Origin of the sequence: Paenibacillus solani (genome assembly GCF_001277345.1) — a bacterium.
GTDB classification, from domain to species: domain Bacteria; phylum Bacillota; class Bacilli; order Paenibacillales; family Paenibacillaceae; genus Paenibacillus_AQ; species Paenibacillus_AQ solani.
Genome location: NZ_LIUT01000005.1, coordinates 106,063 through 129,850, shown reverse-complemented (window position 1 = coordinate 129,850; position 23,788 = coordinate 106,063). Strand labels below are relative to the sequence as shown.

Sequence of the window (23,788 nt, the reverse complement as noted above, 5' to 3'; positions counted from 1 at the left end):
AAACCATCGCCCCATAGAGGGGCAATGGTTTTTTTGTCATAATGACTATACTCAGCCTCGCTTGGCCAATGCATTCATATGAAGGAAGAAAGCATCCTCCAGCGTAGGCGCTTTTTCCACAAACTCTGGACCCGGCTGCTTTTTCCCCATCAATCTTACTCTCATGCGATGCTCTGTCATTTGAAAATGAATCAACAATTCCTGCGGAATCCGCTCGAATGCTTCCAGGTCAATCTCGCCCTCCCAGACGCTGGAAACCACATTCAGCTTCCATTGCGCCGGAGAACCGATATATCGGATTCGACCGCGATGTATCCAAATCACGGTATCCGCCGCCTCTTCCCATTCGTTCAGCTCATGAGCTGCCACGATCACCATTCGTCTTCGTGCATACTGGGTGAGATAGGTAATGAGGAATTTGCGTTCCTCGGCATCCATACCGTTTAAGGGTTCATCCAGGAACAGAAAAGTCGGTGAAGCGAGCAGCGCTTGAACGACAGCAATGCGCCGCTGTACGCCTTGCGACAAATTTTTGATTTTACTCTTACGGAGCGGCTCCAACCGAAATTCCGCCATCAATCTGTCAATGGCTTCCGGGTTATAGATCCCCTTTAACTCAGCCATGTAGGTTAGCAGCTTGCCGACTCTCATATCTCCATACAACTCGATATCTGCCGGAACATAACCGATCTGGCTGCGGATGAGCGGCAAATGATCTCCTGACCTGCGTCCGCTATACAGAATCTCGCCTGAATCGGGAGACTGCAAGGTGGTCAACAGTTCAATTAGGGTAGTTTTCCCGGCTCCGTTCGCTCCAACAATCAGATTCAGCCCGGAGTGTATCTCCGCTTTGTCAATTTCTAGCCGATACGTGCCCGCCTGACGCTCGACTCCCTCCATTCTAATCATGAGCAGTTCTCCAAGTACCGTTCAGCTTCAAACTGCGGCCATAGGAAGAGATGAGCAGAATCAATCCGATCACGAGCAGGACCACATCGATCAGCATTTTACCGTTCATGGAGACCCCTTGGTCCATCATCTGTCCTTGGATCACGATCCACATTCCGTAGACCAGTATGGCGGAGATCAGGGAGACGACCATACCTTTGCGAAACAACATGTACATTGCCGCTCCGCCCGTAACGAGCAGAATACCCATCCACTCCAGAATGAAAGGCCCGAATAAAAAGTGGGAGGATTCCGCCTGGATGGATCGCAGTCCTAATACAAAGGTGCTCAGCAAGGCCATTCCGATGACGATACCCGTTACTAGAAGCAGCCGGGTATACAGCACAAGCGCTGGCGGGTAAGGAGTCAACGTTTCGACGGCCCGCATCCCTTTATCCCAGGTTCGACTGCTGAACAGCATCGACACGATTAACAGCAACGGAGTAATCAATGGGAAGATGCCGCCAGGCAATCCGGCAAATTGATCTAGTGGATATTCTGGGTCCACCAACATAACCAACATACAAAATACCGCACCTGCCGTTAGTACAATGGATCTTTGGTTCAGTCGAATTTGGCTCCGAAGGATCTGCTTTAGGGAAGGCGGGTCCACCTGTGGATTAAAATCCAGCTTGGGCGACTCGGGTTCAATCTTTAACTGATCGAACTCTCTCTGAAGGGACGCGATAAGCGCGGCCGTTTCATCCGGCGACGGCGATGGAAGAACAGATCGTCTGAGAGGACCGCGAAGCTCGTCTTCGAGCCTTCTCAATTCGTTATCATCGAATGGATGATCCATGGAGATACACCTCGCTTTCTTTTACTTTGTTCTGTGAATCGGACTCTTCCACCCTGGAACGATGTTGGACATGTTCCGAAGAAGCCTTTCCCCGTGTCCTCCTGGAAGATTGAACGGGAACCAGATCAGAGTGCTCCATCGCCAATGTTTTCTTCAGCTTTCTCAAAGCATTATATAAATGTGTTTTCACCGTACTTAAGGGGAGGCCAACCAGATCAGCAATTTCTTGAAGCTTCAGATCATGAAAGAATCGCAGTGATACGATTTCCTGTTGGATATCCGGCAAACTCTCCAGTGATGCCGCAATCTCAAGAGAGGTTTCCTGCCTCTCCATCAGCTCCTCAGCACCGGGCGCCGGGTCGTGCGCATCCGGCATCTCTTCGCCCGCAAGTCCTTCAGATCTGTAAGCAGCGCTCTTCCAGTAATCCTTGCACATATTCAGAGCTACACGGTAAAGCCATGAACGAACATGCTCGAGCGTCCCGTGCTGCTTCAAGTGCCGAATGAGCCGGATAAAGGTTTCCTGGACAATATCCTGAGCTTTTTGCCGGTCCCCCAGCCTCTGGTTTGTATAATTGAGAAGCGGTCCGTGGTACCTGGTCACCAGCATTTCAAATGCTGCTTGGTCACCGGCCGCCATGCGTTCGGACAGCTGCTGATCGGAAATCATGCTCTCCCCCCTTTCCATTGACGTCGTTCTATCGTTTCTATTCTTCCAATGTAGTAACAGACTGTATCCAGGCAGATGGCCGATATTAATCAGCGTTCATGATGGACTCCCAGGCCTGCTTCCACTCCTTGTAGGAGATCGGCTCCTCTGGATGTAATGGATCATCTTGTTTGGGATACGGGAGCATCAGCCCTTGCCGGTAAAAATGCACCAACAGCTCTTTTACCTGACTTCCCTTGCCCTCTTCCAGTGCTTTTCTGACCTGTCTGGCCATACTTATGCCGATTCGGTTCTGAGGGTCGTCGCCTCTCCCACTTTTGAACAAAAGCTGCTGTACGGAACGAAGATTGCCATAAGCGGCTCTCAATTGCTTATCACTAAGTCCCTTCTCTTCCACATAATACACATACCAGAAGAGGCTCGCGATCTTTCCGCGCATATCCCGCTCAGGCTGCTCATCATAATAATAAAACCCATCCTGGTTGCCGAACAGAATCGAATTCATCCATTCGCCTGACAGATTTTTGAAGTTATATGTGTATTGGTTCGAAGACAGTATTACTCGATTGTCTACCCGGGTATATCTAAATCCTTGACCCAAATATAGTATCTTGGCTGCGTTACTGTTAAATTCAGGAGCCCACTTTGAGAAATAATCATACTTCACCTTAAGTTCCCGCTGGATCGGCAGGACGGCCTTCTCCAAGTAAGGTGTCGTCACGATGGTGATCGGAAGATCAGGCTGGCGGAGTTCCTTCCAGAACCGGCCTCCATACAGGGAAATATTCTGCTGTATCCCATTATCTTCGAATCGCTGGTAGCCCGGTCTCCGTTCCAACTCTTTCAAACCCGTAAACAAGGGCACCGGGTAACCTTCAACCTCCAGCTTTATGTTTCCAGTAGAGTAACGAAGCTGACCATAATCAAAGCCCAGATAAATATGCTTAGGAGGATAATCTCCGTTATTGCTCTTTAAATATACATTTTGATATCCAGGCAGCGGATACCAAGCAAGATGTCCTTCCAGCTTGACTTCAGGTCCAACACTATAAGCGGCAAATTCATCATTAGAATACCCGTCCATAAAGTCCATGACTTTCCCTCTATATTCCAGCTCTGCTTGCATATCCTCTCCGCCGCCATCACCAACCATCCTGACCGATATCCGGTCTCCCTGTCTGCTATAACGGGCATCAATGCCTTGAAGCTGGACACGCTCAAGCTTAAACATTCGGTTTAGTGTTAATGGAAGCTGCTTCATGTCCTTTATCTCGGCTGCAGGAATCGTGAGTTTTGCCGTCATGCGAAGCTCATCATTCGGCAGCCGTTTCACCTTAATATCATAGGAAGAAACCCGGTAGAAGAAAGCATCTTCAGCATCATCGATATAAGACAGCGATGGATCTACAAGCCTGGCATCAATCTGAGCATATCGATCTGCCCATAAAGCGCCGTAGGGCACGGCTGCAGCTATCGTAATAACAGCCGCTCCCAGCATAGCAAACCAGCCTGCCTTCCGCAGCATGGTAGAGCGTTTCCGGTTTAACAAGAACAAGCATACTGTAAGCAGCAGGAAGGTAAAAGCGAGCACAAACCATCGTGATGTATTTATATCTTTGCTAAAAAGGCCGTACCCCCAATTCTCATATTCATATCGAGTGGATTGGAGGAAGAATTGATTGAGATGAAATACTTGAGCCGGCATCCATCTTAGCTCACTGATGATATAAATCTCCATGAAGAATGTGCCAAACATCCACGCGCAAAAACCGATCAAATACACGATTCGATTCGGAATGCTGGCCCCAAGAAGCATGGCGAGAGCCAGTGTCACCATGTACGAAACCTCATACTGCAATGCAAATTGCATGGTATGCATGATAGCAACATACCCAGCTATCCCCTGACTGACCGACAGAATGTAGAATATAACCGATGTCGACAGCGTAAACAGAGAAAAATACAGCAAGCTGACTGCATATTTCGACGTCAACAAGGTGAAGAAGGACACAGGCAAGCTGTGATTCCATTCAAAGGATCGGCGGCACACATCCCGCCTTATGGACAAGATGCCGATTAACATGGCTGGGCCAAGTGTCATCGTATGTCCCAACATATGGAATGAATAGGCCGCGGTGAATAAATTATGGTTTGGCGCGTTGCTGCTTGCCGCCTGCAGCATCATCACAATAAACAATATGGCATAGATGACCGGAAGAGACGCAAACAATGGGTTTCCGAACAGTAGCCGAAGCTCCAGAATACTATGTCTCCACCATTTATGCATAGCGATCCCTCCGCAGCAAGGCCAGATATCCATCCTCAAGGGTCGGATCAGCGGGGAATGCCTCAGGAGCCGGGGAGGTTTGACCGATGAAGCGGCACAGCACACCTTCCGGCACCGTACGAGTGGACACGACAGTCAACGGATCCATCAAAGTAAATTCGTCCGGGCTCATCACCGCTTCCCATACTTGCCCTTTTCCACAAGCCTTCAGCTCTGCCAGGCTGCCGTTCATGACCAATCTCCCCTTATTCATTACGGCGATATGGCGACAGTTGCTCTCAATATCAGCTACGATATGAGTGGACAGCAGAACTGTCCGATCGATGCTGAAACGAGTCAATACATTACGGAACCGGACACGCTCTTGGGGATCCAGTCCCGAGGTCGGTTCGTCCACGATTAGAATATCCGGCGAGCCTAACAACGCCTGAGCAATACCCAGCCGCTGTTTCATTCCCCCGGAATAAGTACGCACTTTTTTATCCGCCTTTTCCTGGAGATTCACCATCTCAAGCAGTCTGGAGATTTCCTTGAATCTGGCATTCCGGTCCGAAATCCCTTTCATTGACGCCACATAATCCAGATAATCCCGGCCGGTCAGCTGCGGATAGATGTGAAAATGCTGCGGTAAATAACCGATCATCTGCCGGATTTCCTCCGGCCGTCCAAGGGATATCCCGTTTACTCTCACCTGCCCGGAGGTAGGCGTCAATAAGGTTGCCAGAATGCGCATGAGCGTGGTTTTGCCAGCTCCATTAGGCCCCAGTAGACCCGTCATGCCTTTATCCAATTGTAGAGAAACATCAAGGAGCGCCCAGGCGCCCTTGCGATAGGTTTTTGACAGATGTTCAATGGTAATCATTCCAAAATCCTTTCACCATTTACGATATGGCATAAGCCGCGCGGTTTACGTTGCTTAGAACGAACCCCCGCCGCAAAAAGTTTTAGATCCCCGAATCTTAACGTTAATTTGGCCGGTTATTTATAATAAAACGCATAAAATGCCCGTGATCCTTCAGACGGATTGCGGGCATCTTCTATTTCACGGACACAAGAATATTATAAGAGACGATAACATAGGAAGGAAGACTCATCGATAAATTAAATCATAAATATTCCATGATCCATATGATAAGCACGATGGATCTTTAGAAACTTGATCGCACCTTACCGGTGAGATTCATATTGGTTGGCATGGCTGATCGCCTGGATGGTCTGAATATCCTGTGGTGATAATGGCTCAAGGTTTCCAGCTGCCAGGTTATGCAGCAGTTGTTCAAGCGAGCTTGCGCCAGGGATGGTGCAGGCAACAGCGGCATGACCAAGAGCATAACGAATGGCTAAATGCGTCAAATCCTCACCTGCTGCGTACTCTTCAAGCTTACCCAGCACGTCAAGCAGCTCATCCTGGCTGTAATCCAAATAACCCTTCTCGGCTTTGGTTCGTCCCTTACCCGATAATAGACCACGAGCAACGGGTCCACGGGCAATCGCGGAAATGTTCTTCTCTGCAAGCAGATCAAGCACAGCCTCCTCCGGTCTTCGGTCCAATATGCTATACTGGCTCATCACGCTGACGATATCGGATTTTTCCATATATTCACGAATCACGTTCGGTCTAATGGATGAAATACCGTAATATCGAATCCACCCTTCCCGCTTCAATTCTTCAAAGGCCTCAATTGTTTCGTCTATCGAATCTTCCAACGTACCTCCATGCAGCTGATACAAGTCGATATAATCCGTTCCCAGCCTTCGAAGGCTCTCCTTAACGGCAGATTTTATGTATGCCTTGGAAGGATCCCATACCCAGCCATCCTGTCCCGGCACACGCCGATTACCTACTTTGGTTGCGATAATCACATCCGAGCGCCGGCCCTGAACCGCTTTACGAACCATTTCCTCATTACGGCCTTCATCATACAGATCCGCCGTGTCCAGGAAATTCACACCTCCATCCAGTGCTTGATGAATAAGCTTTACAGCATGTTCTTCCTCTGTGCCAAGCGACATACAACCCAATCCGATTTCGCTAACGTATAACTCTGATGATCCCAGCCGGCTTTTTCTCATAATTTATAAGCCTCCTCTTTTACGATGATGAATAAGGTTCTACTTCTTTACTTACCCTAAAATATCAAGCCAAATTTTGACCGCTGTAAATGCAATAAGAATTGCCAGCCCATAACGAAGCAAGCGAACATTCATCCTGCGGCTAATCAACGCTCCAATGGGAGCTCCGATCAGACTACCGACAACGGCGAACAGAGACGGCCAGAGCGGGATATCACCCGAGGCCACTTTACCGATAACGCCCCCGACCGCAGACAGAAATACGATGGCGAGTGATGATGCAATGGTAATCCGAGTCGGTATTTTAAGAATGGTCAGCATGATAGGGATCAGAATAAACGCGCCTCCAGCACCGACAATGCCAGCGATGCCACCGACAATAAAGGCCGCTCCCATAGCCATCCATGAATGGTAAGTCACCTCGCTCACCGTACGGTTCTCCCTGGAGGCACGGGTCGGTACAAGCATCAATAACACCGCGATCACAGCCAGAATACCATAGATCATATTGATGGTTTCGCTAGTCATCAACATGGAGGACAGACTCCCGATCAGACTGCCGACCAACGTGCTTGCCCCCATCTGGATAACCAGGCGCTTGTGAACATAAGATTCACCGCCGCGTGAACCCAATCGGTTAGTTATCATGCCTGACAAGGATGCGAAAAATACCTGAAGCATACTAATGGAAGCGACTTCCTTGGAGCTAAAGGCTTCCAGCCCGAACCAGGGAGGGATATATAATAACAAAGGAAAATTAATGATCGCCCCACCAATCCCAAGCAATCCCGAGAAAAAAGAACCGACAATCCCAATAAAGATCATAACTACAAGCTGTACTAACATGGTGATTGATCTCTCCGTTCGAATGAATATCGCTTGTGAACATATTGCTATTGAATGTACCAAATTGTTGATTTATAATAAACCCAAGTATTTATATCGGAAATACAGGAGGTGTAGTGTTTTATGTTGAGTAGACTGAAATCTCTGTTCCAGGACCGATGCCCTGATTGTGAGCAGAAGCTTGTCTCCAGGCAAGAAGCCATGGCTACGATCAAGCATTGTCCCGATCACCACTACACTGAAGAAATATATAATCAGCTGGGGGTTACTATTGTTTATCACCTAAGTGAAGACGACGATTAGGCTTGCTTCAAACGTTTTTTGTAAGTCAACGAACTTTCTAGGAGGCTATTCCATATTCTCTGTCCATTGCCGCGCGAATAGTCGCACCAGAAGCAGAATCGCTATCTCGGCAATCATCACAAGAAGCGAGCATACAAAAACCACGGGAATCATAACATTTGAATCCAGATTGAGAAGGAACGGATGGATGAAAAGCCACAACAGCTGTACAGTCATAAACATGTGGAGCCGGAAGCGTGCTTGCTGATCAAGCCCGGATTCAACACCTGCAGTGTAGGCTTGAATTCCTCTGCAGATTCCGTAAATCAATACGATATGCACAGCGCTGGCTAGCAAGTGAGGTAACAAATCAATTACAGAATGCATGGGCACGCTGCCAATCTCTGCGTCAGGATACCAGAATAATTGCAGAATTGACCAGATTAGCAACAGCCAAGCGCACAAATGTCCTGCTTTAAAATATCCGTTTAACCTCTGCAGCTGCCATAAACCCGAAGCAATCAGCAAATATCCAAGACTGTCCGGCAGGATATCAACGAATTCGACCCTCAAGTCGGCAAGAACGAGGAATAGGCCCCATACTATGCGATAACAAGCGCTTCTCATGATCCATTCCTGCCTTTCCGGACAAATTCCGTCATTTCCTTTTCCATCGGCCAAACTTGGTAAGGTATTATCGTGTCCTCATACCAATGGCGCCCATCTTCTTCGAAGGTTGTCCTCAGCATAAACTGGTACACCCCCATGCTCTTCTCCAATCCATGCATGTTAAATTGATGGCTGATCCGTATAGAGCCGCCTTGATTAATCTTTAATGGAAGCGATATCTCTGCGATCGGTTTCCCGCTCAACTCGATTTGGGCTTTCGAAGGCGGCGTCTGATAGCTCCTTCCCGGGACTTGCCCGGAGATGTCAGCATTGATTTGCAAGTCTCCTGCTTCTACGAGACCCATCAATTTGGAGGAGAACGCCGTCAATTCAACTGGCCGATTCACGACCGCAGAGGTGTAGCCGGTATTATCGGAAGAAGATCCACTTGACGTCCACGAGATGGCATCTTGAGCCCCCTCATGATACATCGCAGGCCATATGTATATTTCCCCGATATCCACTTGCTCCGAGGTTCCATCCGTATAATTTGCAGTAATCATTTGAACAAGCACTGGCTCCGCTGATGGCTCTGATATTGCTTCCTTCTGTACGGACGGCTTGTTTAAATTCACCGTCATTTTACCTAAATATTGCCGCTGATACTCTGCATATTGGGGGTGAGACGTTACAATCAGATTCGGATAACCCTCGATATGAATCGAGCTCAATGTTTTAGCAGCACGCTTGTCCTCTACATAATACAAATCGAATACCTGGCCATCCCCTTCTCTGGTTTCGACATGGTGCTCCAGGAAAGCGGTTCTGCCCAGTTGATTGGCTTCATAGTACCAGACATTACCGATCCAGCTGCAGGTTACGAGCAGGATGGCGATGATATAAACCCATTTTTTGCTCATGGTCCCTCCTTGTATAGCTGCAATGGTTTCGTAATCTTTCACTATATTAACATGTAACCAAAAGAGAGAGTTCCATCAACGATAATTTCCGCGAGCTAAGTAATAAAAACTTCCTTTTCATTGTGAATTAAGGCTGCGTCTTCCTGGGCAAGCTATCTGAAGCCATTGATAATTAAGGAAGGTGTGTACTATGAATTCATCAATCAAAGAGGTTACCCATTGGCTTGAAACGAAAAGCAACCATACCTTGCACATCTCCAAGCAAGAAGAGAAAGATCTGGACCGGATCGAACTGCAGCTTGAACGAATTGAGCATCAGAAGCATCAGGAGCAGTCCATTGACGGGTATGGCGACCAGGATACTCTTATGCTCCATGGTTCGGGTATTGTCATTACGGCTGGCCATGAAGCTCCGCTGCCAAATAACACCTTCCTCATTGGGCTGGACGGGTTTAAGAGTGCGGATATCCAAGACCAGCAAGTGGTACTCTCAACGGAGCGCGGCACATACTTCATCAAGGCAACCTGAAACAGTCCCTGTGAAACACCAAAGAACCGCCAGAGACCATGATTCTCTCTGGCGGTTCTTTGTGAGGCTGCCCATCTATAAGCTGGATTCTTGATAATGCACTCAAAGCACAAACATTATGCCAGCTTAATAAAGGTACTTTATACTCGTCTTAATCTCCAAATGAAGCTCTGGAAATCTCCTGGCATCGGCGGAACAGCTAATCCGGCATTCATCAGACGGTCTCCACCATAGATGTTTCCATCTTCCAGGCATCGGTAATCCTCTTCCGGATCGAGACCCGCTGTACGCAGCCACACAATTGGCGCATTCGCTTCACTTAGAATCCGGAAGTAAAACAGCACGGCTTCCGAACGATCCTCAGACACGATGGTCCAGGCCGCTTCGGTTCCTTCAAACGGATTCCGAAGACGGTACAAATCTCCAAACTGCACGAGATGGCGAATTTCTTTAAACAGCTTGACCTGCTCACGGACTTCATCCTTTTCCTGTTCGCTAAAAGCGGTCAGGTCCAGCTCATATCCGAAATTGCCTGACATCGCTGCGTATCCCCTCGTACGCAGTGAAGTATGCCGGTGTACCTGATGATTCGGAACTGCTGATACATGGGCACCCATGGAGCTGGGAGGATACACCAGGCTCGTTCCGTATTGAATTTTCAACCGGCTGACAGCATCCGAGTTATCGCTTGTCCACGTCTGCGGCATGTAATACAGCATCCCCGGATCATAACGTCCGCCGCCGCCGGAACAGCTCTCAAACAAAATATGAGGAAATCGGAATGCGTTCGCCGAAATCGGTCTTGAAACTGTCAACGCCCATATCGGCCAGCTCAAGCAAGTAACCTGCATACCATTCACACGCGTACGGATTCGTGAAGTCCACCAGCGCCATACCCGGCTGCCACAGATTCCACTGCCATATATCTCCGTTCGCTTTCTTCACCAGATAGCCTTTCTCACGGCCTTCCTCAAAGAGACGCGAGCGCTGCGCGATATATGGATTGATCCACACGCAGATTTTCAAACCCTTTTCTTTCAAACGCTTCAGCATGCCTTCCGGATCTGGGAATACCTCTTCATCCCACTGGAAGCCTTCATCCAGAAGCAGTCGAAATGGAACACTTCCAGCGGGATATCACGCTCCAGCATACCGTCAACGAAGGAATTTACAGTCGCCTCGTCATATTGGGTCGTAAAGGAGGTGGACAGCCACAATCCGAAAGTCCAAGCCGGTGGTAATGCCGGTTTGCCTGTCAGGTTCGTGTATTTGTCGAGCACGCCTTTCGGATCAGGCCCATCAATAACGAAATACTCCAGCGACTCGCCACGCACACTGAATTGCACCTTCTTCACTTTCTCCGAAGCCACTTCAAAGGATACCAGATCCGGTTGGTTTACAAACACACCATATCCCTTGTTTGTCAGATAGAACGGGATATTTTTATAAGCCTGCTCGGAACTCGTACCTCCATCCTGATTCCAAACATCCACAACCTGTCCATTTTTGACAAACGAAGTAAAGCGTTCACCCAGACCGTACACCCACTCGCCTACGCCGAGATCCAGCTCTTCCCGCATATAGGCCTGCCCGCCATCTTCCACGATATGTGCCATGGATTTGGCCCTGCTGCCGGTAATCCGTTCATTTCCTCTATAGAAGTGAACCGACCATTCCGGCCCTTTCTTGATAACTACGCTCAAATTGCCGCTGCGAAGAACTGCTTCCTGATCGTTCTCTTCAATGACCGTATGGTCACCATTCTTTTTGTACAATTCAAATGTAGGTCCCCGGTCTCTTACACCCGCATAGTGGATCAGCTTTACGCCAATGACGCCGGGTGCCAGCGAATGGAATTGCACGGTAATCAGCTGCGCATTAATAGTCGCCCCTCTGCCCGGCATCAGTGCCGTAGATGCATAAGCTGTCAACGTATCTCCCTTTACTGCAAAATCATAAGCTTGAACCGCTCCCGAAACGGAATACCCGATGCTGTTGATATGACCAAGACGGAACGGTTGAAAAAAGTCATCCTCTATATCCAAAACTATTACCACCCTCCCATCAAGCTCCGTGAGCTGGCAGATTTGATTCCAATGAGCGAAGGGCAGTTCTGCCGCTTCTTTAAATCCATGACGGGCCAAACGCCCGTCGACTACATGAATTCCTATCGGGTACGTCAGGCAGCGGAATTACTTCGTCAGCCGGACCAAAAAATATCCGACATCGCATTCGATGTCGGATTTGGGCATATCAGTTATTTTGTTCGGGTGTTCCGCAAGATCATGAACTGCACGCCTTCAGAATATCGAAAGAAATTATAATTTCGGCAAGCTTGGGATGGTGCTGTTGCAATCTCCTGCAAGCGGCAGATTGCGGCATACGTACTGACCGGCACTGTTCTCATTCGCTGCTCCGGAAGGTGCCGGGGAATGAACCCGCTGTTTCCAGAGCTGCCACAACATAAAGCCGTCGTTAGCTCTTCCCTTATTCTTAATGTAATTCACCATGGTCTCAACATTATAATACTGCGTTGCAAGGTTATTCTGACCGTTCATCATCTCGGCATCATAGATCGTGCCTGGTGCCGCATTCAATTGGAGGACGGCCCCACCGGAGCCCTCAGGCGCAATCTGCATGCCCATATTAATAGGACCATTGTAAATCGCCTTGTAGGATTCGTAGCCTTCGCGCGGGTCGTAATACACGCCGCCATCGTATGACATCAAATTGATAAAATCAATCTTGCTGCCATGGTCCTTAACTACGCGATACATGGTGCCTCCAAAAGGTGAGCCCCATTGGACTTTACCTTCTTCAAAAGGGGTCCCCTTGACATAATAAGCGCCCGTGGACCATCCAGCGATAGATATTTGCAAATTCGCATTTCTATTCTGGATTTCATTATAAAGACTCGTTATGATACCAGCGATTTCCCCATCCTTAGAGCAGCTGAACTGGGCGGCTGTTCCCTTATTGCACCTGCTGCCGCTGGATTCCCAGTCAATATCGACACCGGCTGCGCCGAGATCAAGAGCCAAATCCACCACGTTCTTGGCATTGAAACTAGACCATTGGGAGCCCTGACTGTATGACCAGCCCCCTACTGAGAGGAATGTCTTCGTCCCACGGGCTTTCAGGGATGCGATATTGTTGCGCAAATCCTGGGATTGCTGTGCAGTAAATTTGCGTTGCCCATTCGGTGTCGTTGCTCCTTCCACGAATTCCAATCCTGCAACGGCTTGATCAAACGCATATGATCCTTGGGTATACGCAGTGTCCGGCCTTACGAATGAAAGATTAACATGTGTAATGTAATTGGGAATGTTGGCGGTGGTCAAATCGTAAATGCTCGTATTCCATGAACTTGCATATGTGACATACATCCGGTCACCGGACACAGGCGGATCTACGGGTGGGTCTACTGGTGGATCAACCGGCGGGTCCACAGGGGGATCTACTGGTGGATCAACAGGAGGCGTTCCCGGACTACAGGCTCCAAGATCTTCCCATACTCCCCATTGCCCCGTTGCCCCTGGCACCTCGCCCTGTGTCCACCACTTCGCTTTCCAGGCATGATCATTGTGGGACACGATATTACCTCCGCCATATACAGCAGAACTACTCCATGCCGGCTCTGCGCATGTTCCAGCGGCTTCAGCCTGGTATACAGGGAAAACACTTATCACCAGCATGGCGATGATTCCGAGTATCCATCCTCTCATCATTTTGGATGCATTAGTCATTCATTAAACAACTCCTTTTTCCTTGGTATTTTTCATTAAAGCGCTTTCATTATTAATGAAAGAACAGCCCCTTGTCCACCTCCTGACCCATCGTTGTTTGTTGGATAACGCACTTGTTGAATTTGATTGATGTGCTTCAAGTGTAACTTGGTAATTTTCCGTACAACAAGGATAAGATTTACTTATGAAGGGACAAAATGCTATACCCAGACACCAAGGTTCCACATAAAAAAAGCCGTCACTCTGCAAATTACCGCAAAAGTGGCAGCCTGAAATGAAAAGCCTGCTTATCCCTTACTCCGATTTAAGGTATGATGATAGCAGCACGTTATTTCTAAAAGACTATCGTATCTCTTTATGCAGCCTGGCGAACGGACATTTCGATAACGACGTTGTATTATCCCGTAAAAAATATTGCTTCCATTCATAATTATCCTTCGCCCCGTAGAACTTCAAGTCAGGATGGGGAGGCACGGGATCATATTCGGCCAGACGCTTACGAATCATAACCTTCGTATGTTCGGCTTGCCTGACTCGAGCATTGAATTGCTTCAATCCCCATCGGGGTGTGAAGGCAAGCATCATGTAGGGACTATGGCGGCTTTGACGGAGTTCATGTGCCGGCGTACCGCAATATACAAAGTAAGGCTCGCCTGCATAGCAAAACTCCCACAGATGATCCGCCGGATCCTCGGGCAGCTCCGCAGGCCAGGGCTCCGTATCATATTCGGTCGTTCGGCTTAACAGCTGCCAGAATAATCGTTCATAATACTCAATGCCTTCCAGGTTCTCTCTGCTCGGTTCCGTGAGGATCCAAACGACAAGAGATGTATACGCCCCAAGTTCTCTGGAACGGGATCCGAATTCGCCCAGCATCAAGGCCAATTGTTCCGCAGCCTCCTGTGCTTCGCCTTTTTGTATAAAGCCATATCTAAAATGATTCATCGCGTGTCCTTGCACTGCAGGAATACAGGGAAATTTTGCGGAGCGGTCCGTCATTTTTTCAGCCAGCCTGGTTATCGCTTCCCGCTGCCACTCTTCCGGCAGGCTATGCACAGCTTCGATATCGTCCAACTTCATTATACGGCTCATCACCAGACCTCCTCTTCTACAACATATCGGAGTGAGGGATAATAGGTGACTGTCCCGACGGAAAAGCCATGAAATTTGAAAACCGTTTCCCAAAAGCTTGAACTTTCTGATATCTTAAGTAGAGAAGAAATTTAAATGACCAGGCCTTTGCCTTAATTACCATAGAGAGGATTCTTTTACATTATGTCTAAACCCCTGCTAACAGATCAGATTCAAACAGCCAAGCCTGCCAAAAAACCGAGGCCTTCAGCTCCGCCTGTGCGCATCTTCGCGCTTGGAGGACTAGGCGAGATCGGTAAAAACATGTACGGTGTAGAGTTCAAAAATGAAATTATTCTTATTGATGCCGGACTGAAGTTTCCGGACGCCGAAATGAGCGGTGTTGATTACATTATCCCGGACATCCGTTATTTGCTCGATAACAAACATAAAGTAAAGGGTCTGTTCCTGACCCACGGTCATGAGGACCATATCGGGGCTATTCCCTATGTGCTTCGTCAAATTCAGATGCCAATTTATGGAGGAGCACTGACCATCGGTCTGGTCCGGGCAAAGCTGGAAGAGCACCGACTGCTGGACCAAAGTGATCTGCACGTCTTCCATGAAGACGAAACGATCTCCTTCCGTCATCTTTCCGTACATTTCTTCCGCACGACACACAGCATTCCGGATGCCTTCGGCGTCGTGGTAGAAACCCCGTACGGACCGATTGTACATACCGGAGATTTTAAATTCGATTTCACGCCGGAAGACAAGCCTGCTGATCTGCACAAAATTCTGCATATTGGCGGACGGGGCGTCTTGGCCCTTATGGCTGACAGTACCAATAGCGAACGGGACGGGTTTACTCCTTCGGAGCGGACCGTCGGCGAATCCATTCTGCGGCTGTTCCAGCAGTGTCCCGGGAGGATTCTGTTTGCCACCTTCGCGTCCAACGTTCATCGCCTGCAACAGGTGGTTGAAGCAGCCATTCGGACCCATCGCAAAATAGCCATCGTCGGCCGCAGTATGGAGAAGGTGTTTGTGATCGGCCAGGAGCTGGGCTATATTCGCGTGCCAGATGGTATGATCATTGATGTGAAGGCCGTGAACCGCTATCGTGATGATCAGGTGCTGATTATTTGTACAGGCAGTCAGGGAGAGCCCAATGCAGCCCTGACACGCATAGCTTCTGGAGCTCATCGTTCGCTCCAGATACATCCGGAGGATACCGTAATTTTCTCATCCTCCCCTATTCCGGGGAATACCCAGAATGTTAACCGAAGCATCGATCTATTGATGCGGGCAGGCGCGGAGGTTAAATACGGCTCCATTCTTGATATTCACACTTCCGGTCACGGCTGCCGTGAAGATCTGAAGTTGATGATTAGCAGTTTGCGTCCCAAGTACTTCGTACCAATCCACGGCGAATATCGAATGATGCTCAACCACAAGGATCTCGCAATGCAGGTAGGTGTTCCGGAGAACAACATCTACTTAATGAACATTGGAAATACGTTGTCTCTATTTCGTAACTATGCACGAAAAGGCCGGAACATCCCTTCCGGGGATGTGTACATCAACAACGGAGAGCTGCGTACTCACGAGAAGGAGCTGCTAGAGGAGCGGGTACAGCTTGCTCACGATGGTGTAGTCATCGTCGCAATCACCCTTCAGCGGGAGACCGGCAAGCTCCTCTCCGGCCCCGAGCTAATCACTCGCGGATTTGTGTACATGCAGGATTCCAAGCCCCTTCTGCGCCGGGGTGAAGCCATGCTGCGCAAACAGCTGAACAAAGCGGGAGAACAGCGGGAATACAACCGTGCAGCTTGGGAACAAATGACCAATAACACGCTCAATCGTTATTTCAAACGGGAGCTGGGCCGAAGCCCATATATCATGCCTTCCATTATGGAGGTATAATGTCTCTCTTCTAAGTAGATTAAGCTTTCCAATATGTTACAAAAAAAGGGTGAATCCAAGGCAATATAGCCTTTGGATCCACCCTTTCTTGCGTTTTGCGCCAGCTTGCATATCAGTAGCAGTAGAACACCGGAACTTTGACCTTAAACGTCTTAGTCCGCCAGCTCCAGTCCTTTCGTTTCTTTTCCGAGCAGCAGCACACCCAGTGCTCCGATCAGAATGGTGACAAAGAACATCACGAAGATGTATTCGATGCTGGTGCCGTTTTGCTTCAGCACACCGACAAGAAGCGGAGCGATAACGCCGCCAATCCGGCCAAATGACGTGGCAAGCCCAACCCCTGTTGAACGAACCTTCGTCGGATAAAGCTCCGGACTGTAAGCATATAAGCCTCCCCATGCACCCAGATTGAAGAATGATAAGGAAATACCGGCTGCAAGCAGCGAAGCCTCAGTATTCGCGTAACCGAACCAGATCGCACTGATGGCCGTAAGCACTAAATAGGTAACCAGAACAAATTTCCGGCCGAACTTCTCAATAAAGTACGCCGCTGTAAAATATCCCGGCAATTGGGCTAGTGTCATAATCAGCACATACTGAAAGCTCCGAACCAAACTGAACCCTTTATCGACCATGACGGTAGGAAGCCACAAGAACATGCCGTAATATGAAAACACAACCGTAAACCACAGCACCCATAACATAATGCTCGTACGCCGATGTTCTGAAGACCAAACCGAAGCCACGCGCTCACCAAAGGTCAGCTTGCGGGTCGCATTCGCCTTATACCTTGGCGAGTCCTCAATGGCACGCCGTAGATAGAGCGCATAGAACGCCGGCAGCGCTCCGATGATAAAGGCCATCCGCCACCCGTAATGGGGAATTACAAAGTAAGCGATAAGCGCTGACAATATCCAGCCCGCCGCCCAAAAGCTTTCGAGCAGCACAACGGCCCTTCCCCGCTCCTGGACCGGCATACTTTCCGATACCAGCGTCGAAGCAACCGGCAGCTCACCGCCTAAGCCGAAGCCGGCGATAAAGCGCATCAAGCACAGCATTATAAAACCTGTGGCCAGTGCGGAAAATCCGCTCGCTATCGAAAAAATAAGTAGGGTCCACAGCAGAATATTTTTCCGTCCATATTTATCCGCCAAAAATCCAGCCATAGCCGCACCAAATACCATTCCGATCGATGTCGTGCTCGTCAGAATACCCACCTGCTGCGAGCTCAGCGACCATTCAGCTGCCAAAGCCGCCACTACAAACGAGATCATCCCGACATCCATGGCATCAAACATCCAGCTCAGGCCGGCGCTAAACAGCAGCTTTCGCTGCTTAGGCTCTTTCAACAATGACAATGAACTATTGCCCATATGACCCCTCCTCTCCTCTATCTTTTATATAATGTAGAGCGAACCATACGCCCGGTCAAGATAGTTTATAGATAACAATTCAACCAGAAGTTTTGAGAAGAAGAATATAATCACCAGAGGATAATCTGGACGGGAGGCGAATATATTGTTAAGAGGCTTCTAAAATCTGGTTCGGTTCCCAGATCTAAATTATGAGAAATTGAGAGAAAATGGTTTTTTTTAACTTGAATGCCATGGCTTTTTCGTATATTGTGAAAGAAAGCAAGTCATTTACATTGGCTGGTTGTTAGGATCGTTAACAAAGGAGTTTGCGAGTATGTACACGGAACAAGATATTTGGATTGTGCTTACAGGCACGGGCACCTGGTTCAGCAAAATGATCCAATATTTCACAAAGGCCCCACTCAATCATGCATCCATCGCGTTTGATTCCGAATTACGCGAAGTGTACAGCTTTGGGCGAAAGAAGGCGAACAATCCGTTTGATGGCGGGTTGGTTCGCGAGAATCTGCGCGACCCTTTCTTCTACACTTCGGAATGCGCTATTTACCGATTCCGCGTCAGTAATGAAGATTACCAACGCATGCACAATCTTGTCAAAGAGATGATGCGTGATCAAAATCGCTATAAATACAATCTGCTAGGGCTTCTGGGTATATTGTTTCGAATTCATATTGATCGCGACGATGCTTATTTCTGCTCTCACTTTGTCGCTACCGTGCTGGAGCAAGCAGGCCTGCGGCCTGTGAATAAACCCTGTCATCTTGTAACACCAGAGGATTTCTCCCGCTCACCGCAGCTGAATGAAATCTATCACGGACCTCTGCATGGTTATCTTACACAAGAAATGACTTCTCCGCTCTCCCCATCTCCGACCTTTACTCCCGTGACAACGAAAGGCCGAGGTAAGTTCTTCCGAATTGGAAAACGGGTTAGCAAAGCAGGTAAAGAGCTATTATATTCATATTTAATAAAGTGAATCTGATATCTTGGAATAACAAAGCAGCCGGGCAGAAGCCCGGCTGCTTTGTTATTGATTCCTGCCCGGATGAGTGACTCGGGGCAGCTATGCTATCATTAGGCTGATGGCGTCTGATCCGAAGTCTGCTCCCGGATCTTCTCCTCCATCAGAACGGGATTTGATTCAGCCAGCTTTTCCTGCTCCATTTTTCTCCGTTTGCGCTTCCGTTTAATGAACATACCGACCAAGATTAGCGGAACGGCAATAAGCGCAATATAGAGCGATACATCTTTAACCATGCCCTCTGCCGCGTTGCCATACAAGTAAAACAAAGTGCCTACAACATAAAACTTGGTGGCCCTGCCAATAGCAGCATAAGCAAGCAGTCTCCATAATGGAAAGTTCAAGCACCCTGAAAGAATCGTAAATACTTTAAAGGGAACGGGTGTAAAGGAGCCGATCAATATGGCTGCTTCGCCATTTTTCTGAAACATGTTCGTCGCGGCGTCGATCCATTCTTTCTTCAGGATTTTATATAACACCGACTTCCCAAGAAGCTTTCCGATGAGATAACCAAACGGGGTTCCTAGCAAGCATCCGATAAAACCATATGTTGCAAGCCACAGCGCATTCTGCGGATGCATAATACTTAGTGAAACCTGCAGAAAAAAGGCGGGAACCGGAAATATCACGGCGTCAGCAAAAGCATGAATGAACAGACCCCATGGTCCAAATTTTATTAAAAAATCCAAAATATCCTGAAACATATCTCAACCCCTAAGCATTTTCTTCCTGTTTCTATCTGACTCTTTTATAAATTATAGCATATAATTATACTGGAAAGGACCTAAGCCGCTCTATCCTTTCGGAAAATATACGAAGAACAAAGCATGCCTTTGCTCCTATACACTATATGCAGCAAATACAGCTAACAACAAAAAAACCTTTCTTCTTGGAAGAAAGGTTTTTTTGAGGCTGCACTCTATAAACCAGATTCAAGAAAATGAATAAGTTTGCAAGAAAATGCATCCTAGGAATTAGCGGATTGGCGGTGTGCAGAATGTCTTGTTGGTCCAACAAATTCATTCAGCGGGAAGCCATTAGAAATAGCTTGGGTAATGAATGCTTTAGCTTGCTGCACCGAATCGCGTACGGTCAAGCCTTTGGCCAGATTAGCAGTAATGGAAGCGGATGAAGTGCAACCTGCACCATGTGTATACTTGGTTACAACGGTATCGGCCTCAAACCATTCAAACTTGTTTCCATCATAGAGCAGATCCATTGCTTTACCTTCACTGAGCTTCCCTCTGTCTTTAATCAATACATTCTTCGCGCCGCGCTCATGGATAATAGCCGCCGCCTCCTGCATTTGATCCAAAGTCGTGATCGGTCCGGACTTGGCCAACTGGGATGCTTCGAATAGGTTCGGCGTTACCAGATCGGCACGCGGAAGCAGAAACTCCAGCATCGCTTCCGTATTCTCCGGCTGCAGAACTTCATCCGTGCCTTTGCAGACCATGACCGGATCGATGACGATCCGTTTCAGATCATAGCGATCGATATACTGGGATACGAGTTCAATGATCTCTACGGAACCAAGCATGCCTGTCTTCATGGCGTCAATACCGATGCCCTCAAGTACCGTTTTTAACTGTGCTTCTACGATATCGAGCGCCACCGGGAAAACCTGATGATCCCATGTCTTGGGTTCCATGCAGACGATTGTCGTTAATGCGGTCATGCCGTATACATCAAATTCCTGGAATGTCTTGAGATCAGCTTGGATGCCAGCACCGCCGCTCGTATCTGAGCCCGCTACTGTTAGTGCTTTTCGTATCGTCATGTTCCATGTTCCCTTCGCTTTTAAATTGATTACTCTATTATAAGAAAAACGGCGAATTCCGTCTATTCAGATGTCGAATTCGGTGAGGTGCCTCATCACTCCGCATGCGGATTGTTCTTCCGATCACTGTTGCCTCCAGATTTCCTTATGAATCACGATATTAACGTTGAAATCCGGCGGCAGCTTATGCTTCCGATGCTACCTTTCCTCTGGAAAGCTCTCAGGCGAACACATCGTTTCTACAGAACAATTCCGCCTGCTCCGTTGAAGTGTTTTTGTAGTCACGATCCCGCATGCGGCTGCATCACTAGAAGTGAACAGAGTCTAACAAGCTTGTACATCCGCTTAAATCCACAGGAGAATTTCTCCTGTGGAGTGCATCTTATTGTTCCGTCAGAATAAGCGGGCCATCTTTCGTGATGGCGAGCGTATGCTCATATTGGGCAGACAACTTGCCGTCCGCTGTTCTGGCTGTCCATCCGTCTGAATCGATCTTCACTTGATATGTTCCAATATTCAACATCGGTTCAATGGTAATGACCATCCCCTCTTTGAGCCGTGTTCCGCGGTTTGGCGGGCCATAATGCGGGACTTGCGGCTCTTCATGCATGGTTTCCCCGATCGCATGCCCGACAAAATGGCGGACCACCGATAAATTTTGCGATTCCGCATAGGATTGAATGGCGTGGGAAATATCTCCGATTCGATTGCCGACTACGGCTTGCTCAATACCTAGATAAAGAGCTTTTTTCGTTACGTCCAACAGATGCTGGGCTTCCTCCGATACGTTTCCAACCGGATAGGACCAGGCAGAATCAGCGAGCCAGCCATCATACTTCACCACCATATCAATGGTAACGATGTCCCCGTCCTTCAATGGCTCATTGCTCGGAAAACCGTGACAAATTACGTCATTTACTGAAGCACAGGTAGCAAAGGGAAATCCATGATACCCTTTCTGTTCGGGCGTTGCTCCTTGCTCGGCTAGAAACCGCTCAACAAACTGATCAATCTCCAGTGTGGTCACACCCGGTTTAATCATTTTGGCGATCTGTCGGTGGCATTCAGCGAGAATGTCCCCAGCCTTATTCATCTTAGCAATTTGTTCTTGTGTTTTGAGGATGATCAATCCTGCTCACTCCTTCTTTGGTGGCTGTTATCTCCTATTCAAATCAAAAAGCCTTAGCTGGCTGATCGATGATAAAGACAGGCATTGCCTCTCCCTCATTCCCCTGCCATAAGGCTGATTCACAATTCCAAGGTGTATCTGCGGTTTTCTTCTGAATCCAAAATAGAAAACGCACCTTGCATTATCTTATTCTACTCCTAAGCCAAGGTAACCTCAATCTTTTCCGTGATGAATATCTGCTCCCGGTAAAATTTACTTTATGATGCGCAAAAACGATCATTTTAAACATAAATTATTCAATTTGATAGGGCTTTGGTTCAACTTCAAACTTCAACTTCAACTTCAGACAGACATCTAACGGCACGTTACAGCTAGATCGATGAATGCACTCACTCCCCTATAGCCCAGCTGGCTGCAACCCTGTGTTTAAGCAACTCTTTCTTGTTGGCCAGAATAAAAAAAGGGCCTCCAAGGATCGTCCAGACCAAGGAATGCCCCGTATGTGCGCTTTGGCGCTCTTATATTCCATTCATACCTGCTGTGTCTCTTTCCGGAGGTAACTACTAGGCTTACACACTGTCTCCCTTATGGCAGGGCCAGCTTCCCCATAACAGTCGGCCTACGAGCGCCTGTAGCTGCAGGCAAATTGTTAGGGACTCCGAGCATGAAATCATGGCCAAGCAGCGCAAAAATGACAGCTTCCTTCGCATCATCATCAAAACCAAGCGCTTTGGAAGTCATAACCTTCTGCTCAGGCAATAGCTCGCTCAACATCGAGAGCAGCGTTTTATTGTGAGCTCCTCCGCCGGTTACGATGACCTCGTCGATCTTGTGGCTGGGAAACACATATTTCATATAACTATCCGCAATGGAATGGGCCGTAAACGCGGTTGCCGTTGCTATCGTATCCTCATCCGAGATCTGCTTGAGTCTTGCTTGTTCGAGGAACGAAACAGCATAATCGTGACCAAACAATTCCCTGCCTGTTGATTTAGGCGGCTCCGCATGAAAATAAGGATGAGCCATCATCTCTCTTAACAAGACCTGATCCGGTTTGCCAAGGGCAGCCCATTTCCCGCCCTCGTCATAAGACAGCCGTCCTTCGGACAACATATAGACTAGAGCGTCCATGATCATATTGCCGGGTCCGGTATCAAAGGCCAGCACGTCCGAAGGGCCGGCTCCTGCGGGCAACGCCGTACAATTGCCAATCCCACCGATGTTCTGCAGCAGCCTTCCCCGCTCGGAATGCCGAAACAAGATTAAATCTCCGTAAGGAGCAAATGGCGCCCCTTGTCCCCCGACTGCCATATCCGCCGGCCGAAAATCTCCTACTGTGAGGATGCCGACTTGCTTGGCTATAACGGAGATATCGCCAATCTGCAAAGTTGAAGCGACAGAATAAGCATCGCCTTCTTCCGGTACGGGCTGATGCCAAATGGTCTGCCCATGCGAGCTTACCAAATCCACCTCATCGATCCGCATGCCGGCATCGGTCACCGCTTCCAGGACTGTCGCTCCGAACTGGTACCCCAGGTATGCATTCATACTGCAAACCGCAGCACTATGGGATTTATCTTCACTGCATAAATCGCGCAGCCGCTGACGGAGTTCGGGTTCGTAAGACTTACTGTAGTAATGCAGCAGTTCAACCGAAGCCTCCAGGCCGCTTCCGTTTATGCGGACAATAGCCGCATCAATACCGTCCAGCGAAGTGCCGGACATCAAACCGACCACAACGGCCGGCTCGCCTTCCTTCCAGGATGAAAACATCACGCT

The 23,788-nt window shown here is 48.4% G+C and carries 20 protein-coding genes and 3 pseudogenes; 5 read left to right on the top strand and 18 right to left on the bottom strand.

The features are described 5' to 3' along the window. Positions 1-51: 51 nt before the first annotated feature. From AM231_RS20960 to AM231_RS20930, 7 genes are all read right to left on the bottom strand, one after another. On the bottom strand, positions 52-909 hold the full coding sequence (locus AM231_RS20960; RefSeq protein ID WP_053491427.1) for an ATP-binding cassette domain-containing protein: 858 nt from the start codon (positions 907-909) through the stop codon (positions 52-54). Continuing rightward, on the bottom strand, positions 902-1,747 hold the full coding sequence (locus tag AM231_RS20955; RefSeq protein WP_054404361.1) for a hypothetical protein: 846 nt from the start codon (positions 1,745-1,747) through the stop codon (positions 902-904). The genes AM231_RS20960 and AM231_RS20955 overlap by 8 nt, the downstream gene beginning before the upstream one ends. Beyond that, positions 1,728-2,417: an RNA polymerase sigma factor gene (locus AM231_RS20950; RefSeq protein WP_054404360.1), complete on the bottom strand. Its 690-nt coding sequence runs from the start codon at positions 2,415-2,417 to the stop codon at positions 1,728-1,730. Before AM231_RS20950 ends, AM231_RS20955 begins: the two co-directional genes overlap by 20 nt. Before the next feature lie 85 nt (positions 2,418-2,502). Then, positions 2,503-4,704, bottom strand: coding sequence for an ABC transporter permease (locus tag AM231_RS20945; protein WP_054404359.1), 2,202 nt, complete (start codon positions 4,702-4,704; stop codon positions 2,503-2,505). Then, positions 4,697-5,566, bottom strand: a complete 870-nt coding sequence (locus AM231_RS20940) for an ABC transporter ATP-binding protein (protein WP_054404358.1) — start codon at positions 5,564-5,566, stop codon at positions 4,697-4,699. The genes AM231_RS20945 and AM231_RS20940 overlap by 8 nt, the downstream gene beginning before the upstream one ends. Positions 5,567-5,871: 305 nt before the next feature. After that, positions 5,872-6,777, bottom strand: coding sequence for an aldo/keto reductase (locus AM231_RS20935; RefSeq protein ID WP_054404357.1), 906 nt, complete (start codon positions 6,775-6,777; stop codon positions 5,872-5,874). A gap of 51 nt (positions 6,778-6,828) precedes the next feature. Continuing rightward, complete coding sequence (locus AM231_RS20930) at positions 6,829-7,623, bottom strand: sulfite exporter TauE/SafE family protein (protein WP_053491421.1); 795 nt, start codon at positions 7,621-7,623, stop codon at positions 6,829-6,831. Between the two features lie 123 nt (positions 7,624-7,746). Here AM231_RS20930 and AM231_RS20925 point away from each other — a divergent pair, with 123 nt between their 5' ends. Beyond that, on the top strand, positions 7,747-7,926 hold the full coding sequence (locus tag AM231_RS20925) for a hypothetical protein (RefSeq protein ID WP_054404356.1): 180 nt from the start codon (positions 7,747-7,749) through the stop codon (positions 7,924-7,926). A gap of 45 nt (positions 7,927-7,971) precedes the next feature. On the opposite strand, the gene AM231_RS20920 is transcribed toward AM231_RS20925, so the two are convergent. Further along, a complete protein-coding gene (locus tag AM231_RS20920) occupies positions 7,972-8,532 on the bottom strand; it encodes a hypothetical protein (RefSeq protein WP_053491419.1) in 561 nt (186 codons plus the stop codon). Further along, entirely contained in the window at positions 8,529-9,434 is a 906-nt protein-coding gene (locus AM231_RS20915; protein ID WP_054404355.1) for a hypothetical protein, read from the bottom strand. Before AM231_RS20915 ends, AM231_RS20920 begins: the two co-directional genes overlap by 4 nt. A 190-nt stretch (positions 9,435-9,624) precedes the next feature. Between AM231_RS20915 and ymzB the strand changes: the two genes are divergently transcribed. Continuing rightward, positions 9,625-9,963: a protein YmzB gene (gene ymzB, locus AM231_RS20910; RefSeq protein WP_054404354.1), complete on the top strand. Its 339-nt coding sequence runs from the start codon at positions 9,625-9,627 to the stop codon at positions 9,961-9,963. 140 nt (positions 9,964-10,103) lie between these two features. Here ymzB and AM231_RS20905 read toward each other — a convergent pair. Both AM231_RS20905 and yicI read right to left on the bottom strand, forming a co-directional pair. After that, positions 10,104-10,742 (bottom strand): annotated as a pseudogene (locus tag AM231_RS20905) (GH36 C-terminal domain-containing protein); the annotation flags it as partial. Further along, positions 10,741-11,963 (bottom strand): annotated as a pseudogene (gene yicI / locus AM231_RS20900) (alpha-xylosidase); the annotation flags it as partial. The pseudogenes AM231_RS20905 and yicI, both read right to left, overlap by 2 nt. On the opposite strand from yicI, the pseudogene AM231_RS20895 reads away from it, so the two are divergent. Beyond that, positions 11,955-12,287 (top strand): annotated as a pseudogene (locus AM231_RS20895) (helix-turn-helix transcriptional regulator); the annotation flags it as partial. The pseudogenes yicI and AM231_RS20895 sit on opposite strands and share 9 nt — an antisense overlap. On the opposite strand, the gene AM231_RS20890 reads toward AM231_RS20895, so the two are convergent. After that, entirely contained in the window at positions 12,282-13,709 is a 1,428-nt protein-coding gene (locus AM231_RS20890; protein WP_054404352.1) for a glycosyl hydrolase family 18 protein, read from the bottom strand. The pseudogene AM231_RS20895 and the gene AM231_RS20890 overlap by 6 nt on opposite strands. Before the next feature lie 342 nt (positions 13,710-14,051). Beyond that, a complete protein-coding gene (locus AM231_RS20885) occupies positions 14,052-14,801 on the bottom strand; it encodes a YqcI/YcgG family protein (protein ID WP_054404351.1) in 750 nt (249 codons plus the stop codon). 183 nt (positions 14,802-14,984) lie between these two features. Here AM231_RS20885 and rnjA point away from each other — a divergent pair, with 183 nt between their 5' ends. Beyond that, on the top strand, positions 14,985-16,703 hold the full coding sequence (gene rnjA / locus AM231_RS20880; protein ID WP_054404350.1) for a ribonuclease J1: 1,719 nt from the start codon (positions 14,985-14,987) through the stop codon (positions 16,701-16,703). 152 nt (positions 16,704-16,855) lie between these two features. Here the strand turns inward: rnjA and AM231_RS20875 are convergent, their stop codons facing one another. Beyond that, positions 16,856-18,076 (bottom strand): MFS transporter, encoded by a 1,221-nt coding sequence (locus AM231_RS20875; protein WP_054404349.1) that lies wholly within the window; start codon positions 18,074-18,076, stop codon positions 16,856-16,858. Positions 18,077-18,392: 316 nt separating this feature from the next. Here AM231_RS20875 and AM231_RS20870 point away from each other — a divergent pair, with 316 nt between their 5' ends. Further along, entirely contained in the window at positions 18,393-19,055 is a 663-nt protein-coding gene (locus tag AM231_RS20870; protein WP_054404348.1) for a hypothetical protein, read from the top strand. Between the two features lie 98 nt (positions 19,056-19,153). On the opposite strand, the gene AM231_RS20865 is transcribed toward AM231_RS20870, so the two are convergent. The 4 genes from AM231_RS20865 to AM231_RS20850 all read right to left on the bottom strand — a co-directional run bounded on the left by AM231_RS20865 (position 19,154) and on the right by AM231_RS20850 (position 23,785). Then, the gene (locus AM231_RS20865; protein ID WP_054404347.1) at positions 19,154-19,804 is read right to left on the bottom strand and encodes a YqaA family protein; all 651 of its coding nucleotides are present in this window, start codon (positions 19,802-19,804) and stop codon (positions 19,154-19,156) included. Positions 19,805-20,067: 263 nt separating this feature from the next. Further along, complete coding sequence (gene pdxK, locus AM231_RS20860) at positions 20,068-20,880, bottom strand: pyridoxine/pyridoxal/pyridoxamine kinase (protein WP_054404346.1); 813 nt, start codon at positions 20,878-20,880, stop codon at positions 20,068-20,070. A 382-nt stretch (positions 20,881-21,262) separates the two neighbouring features. Then, a complete protein-coding gene (gene map, locus AM231_RS20855; protein ID WP_054404345.1) occupies positions 21,263-22,009 on the bottom strand; it encodes a type I methionyl aminopeptidase in 747 nt (248 codons plus the stop codon). A 585-nt stretch (positions 22,010-22,594) separates the two neighbouring features. After that, positions 22,595-23,785: an anhydro-N-acetylmuramic acid kinase gene (locus AM231_RS20850; protein WP_082341764.1), complete on the bottom strand. Its 1,191-nt coding sequence runs from the start codon at positions 23,783-23,785 to the stop codon at positions 22,595-22,597. Between the last annotated feature and the right edge of the window lie 3 nt (positions 23,786-23,788).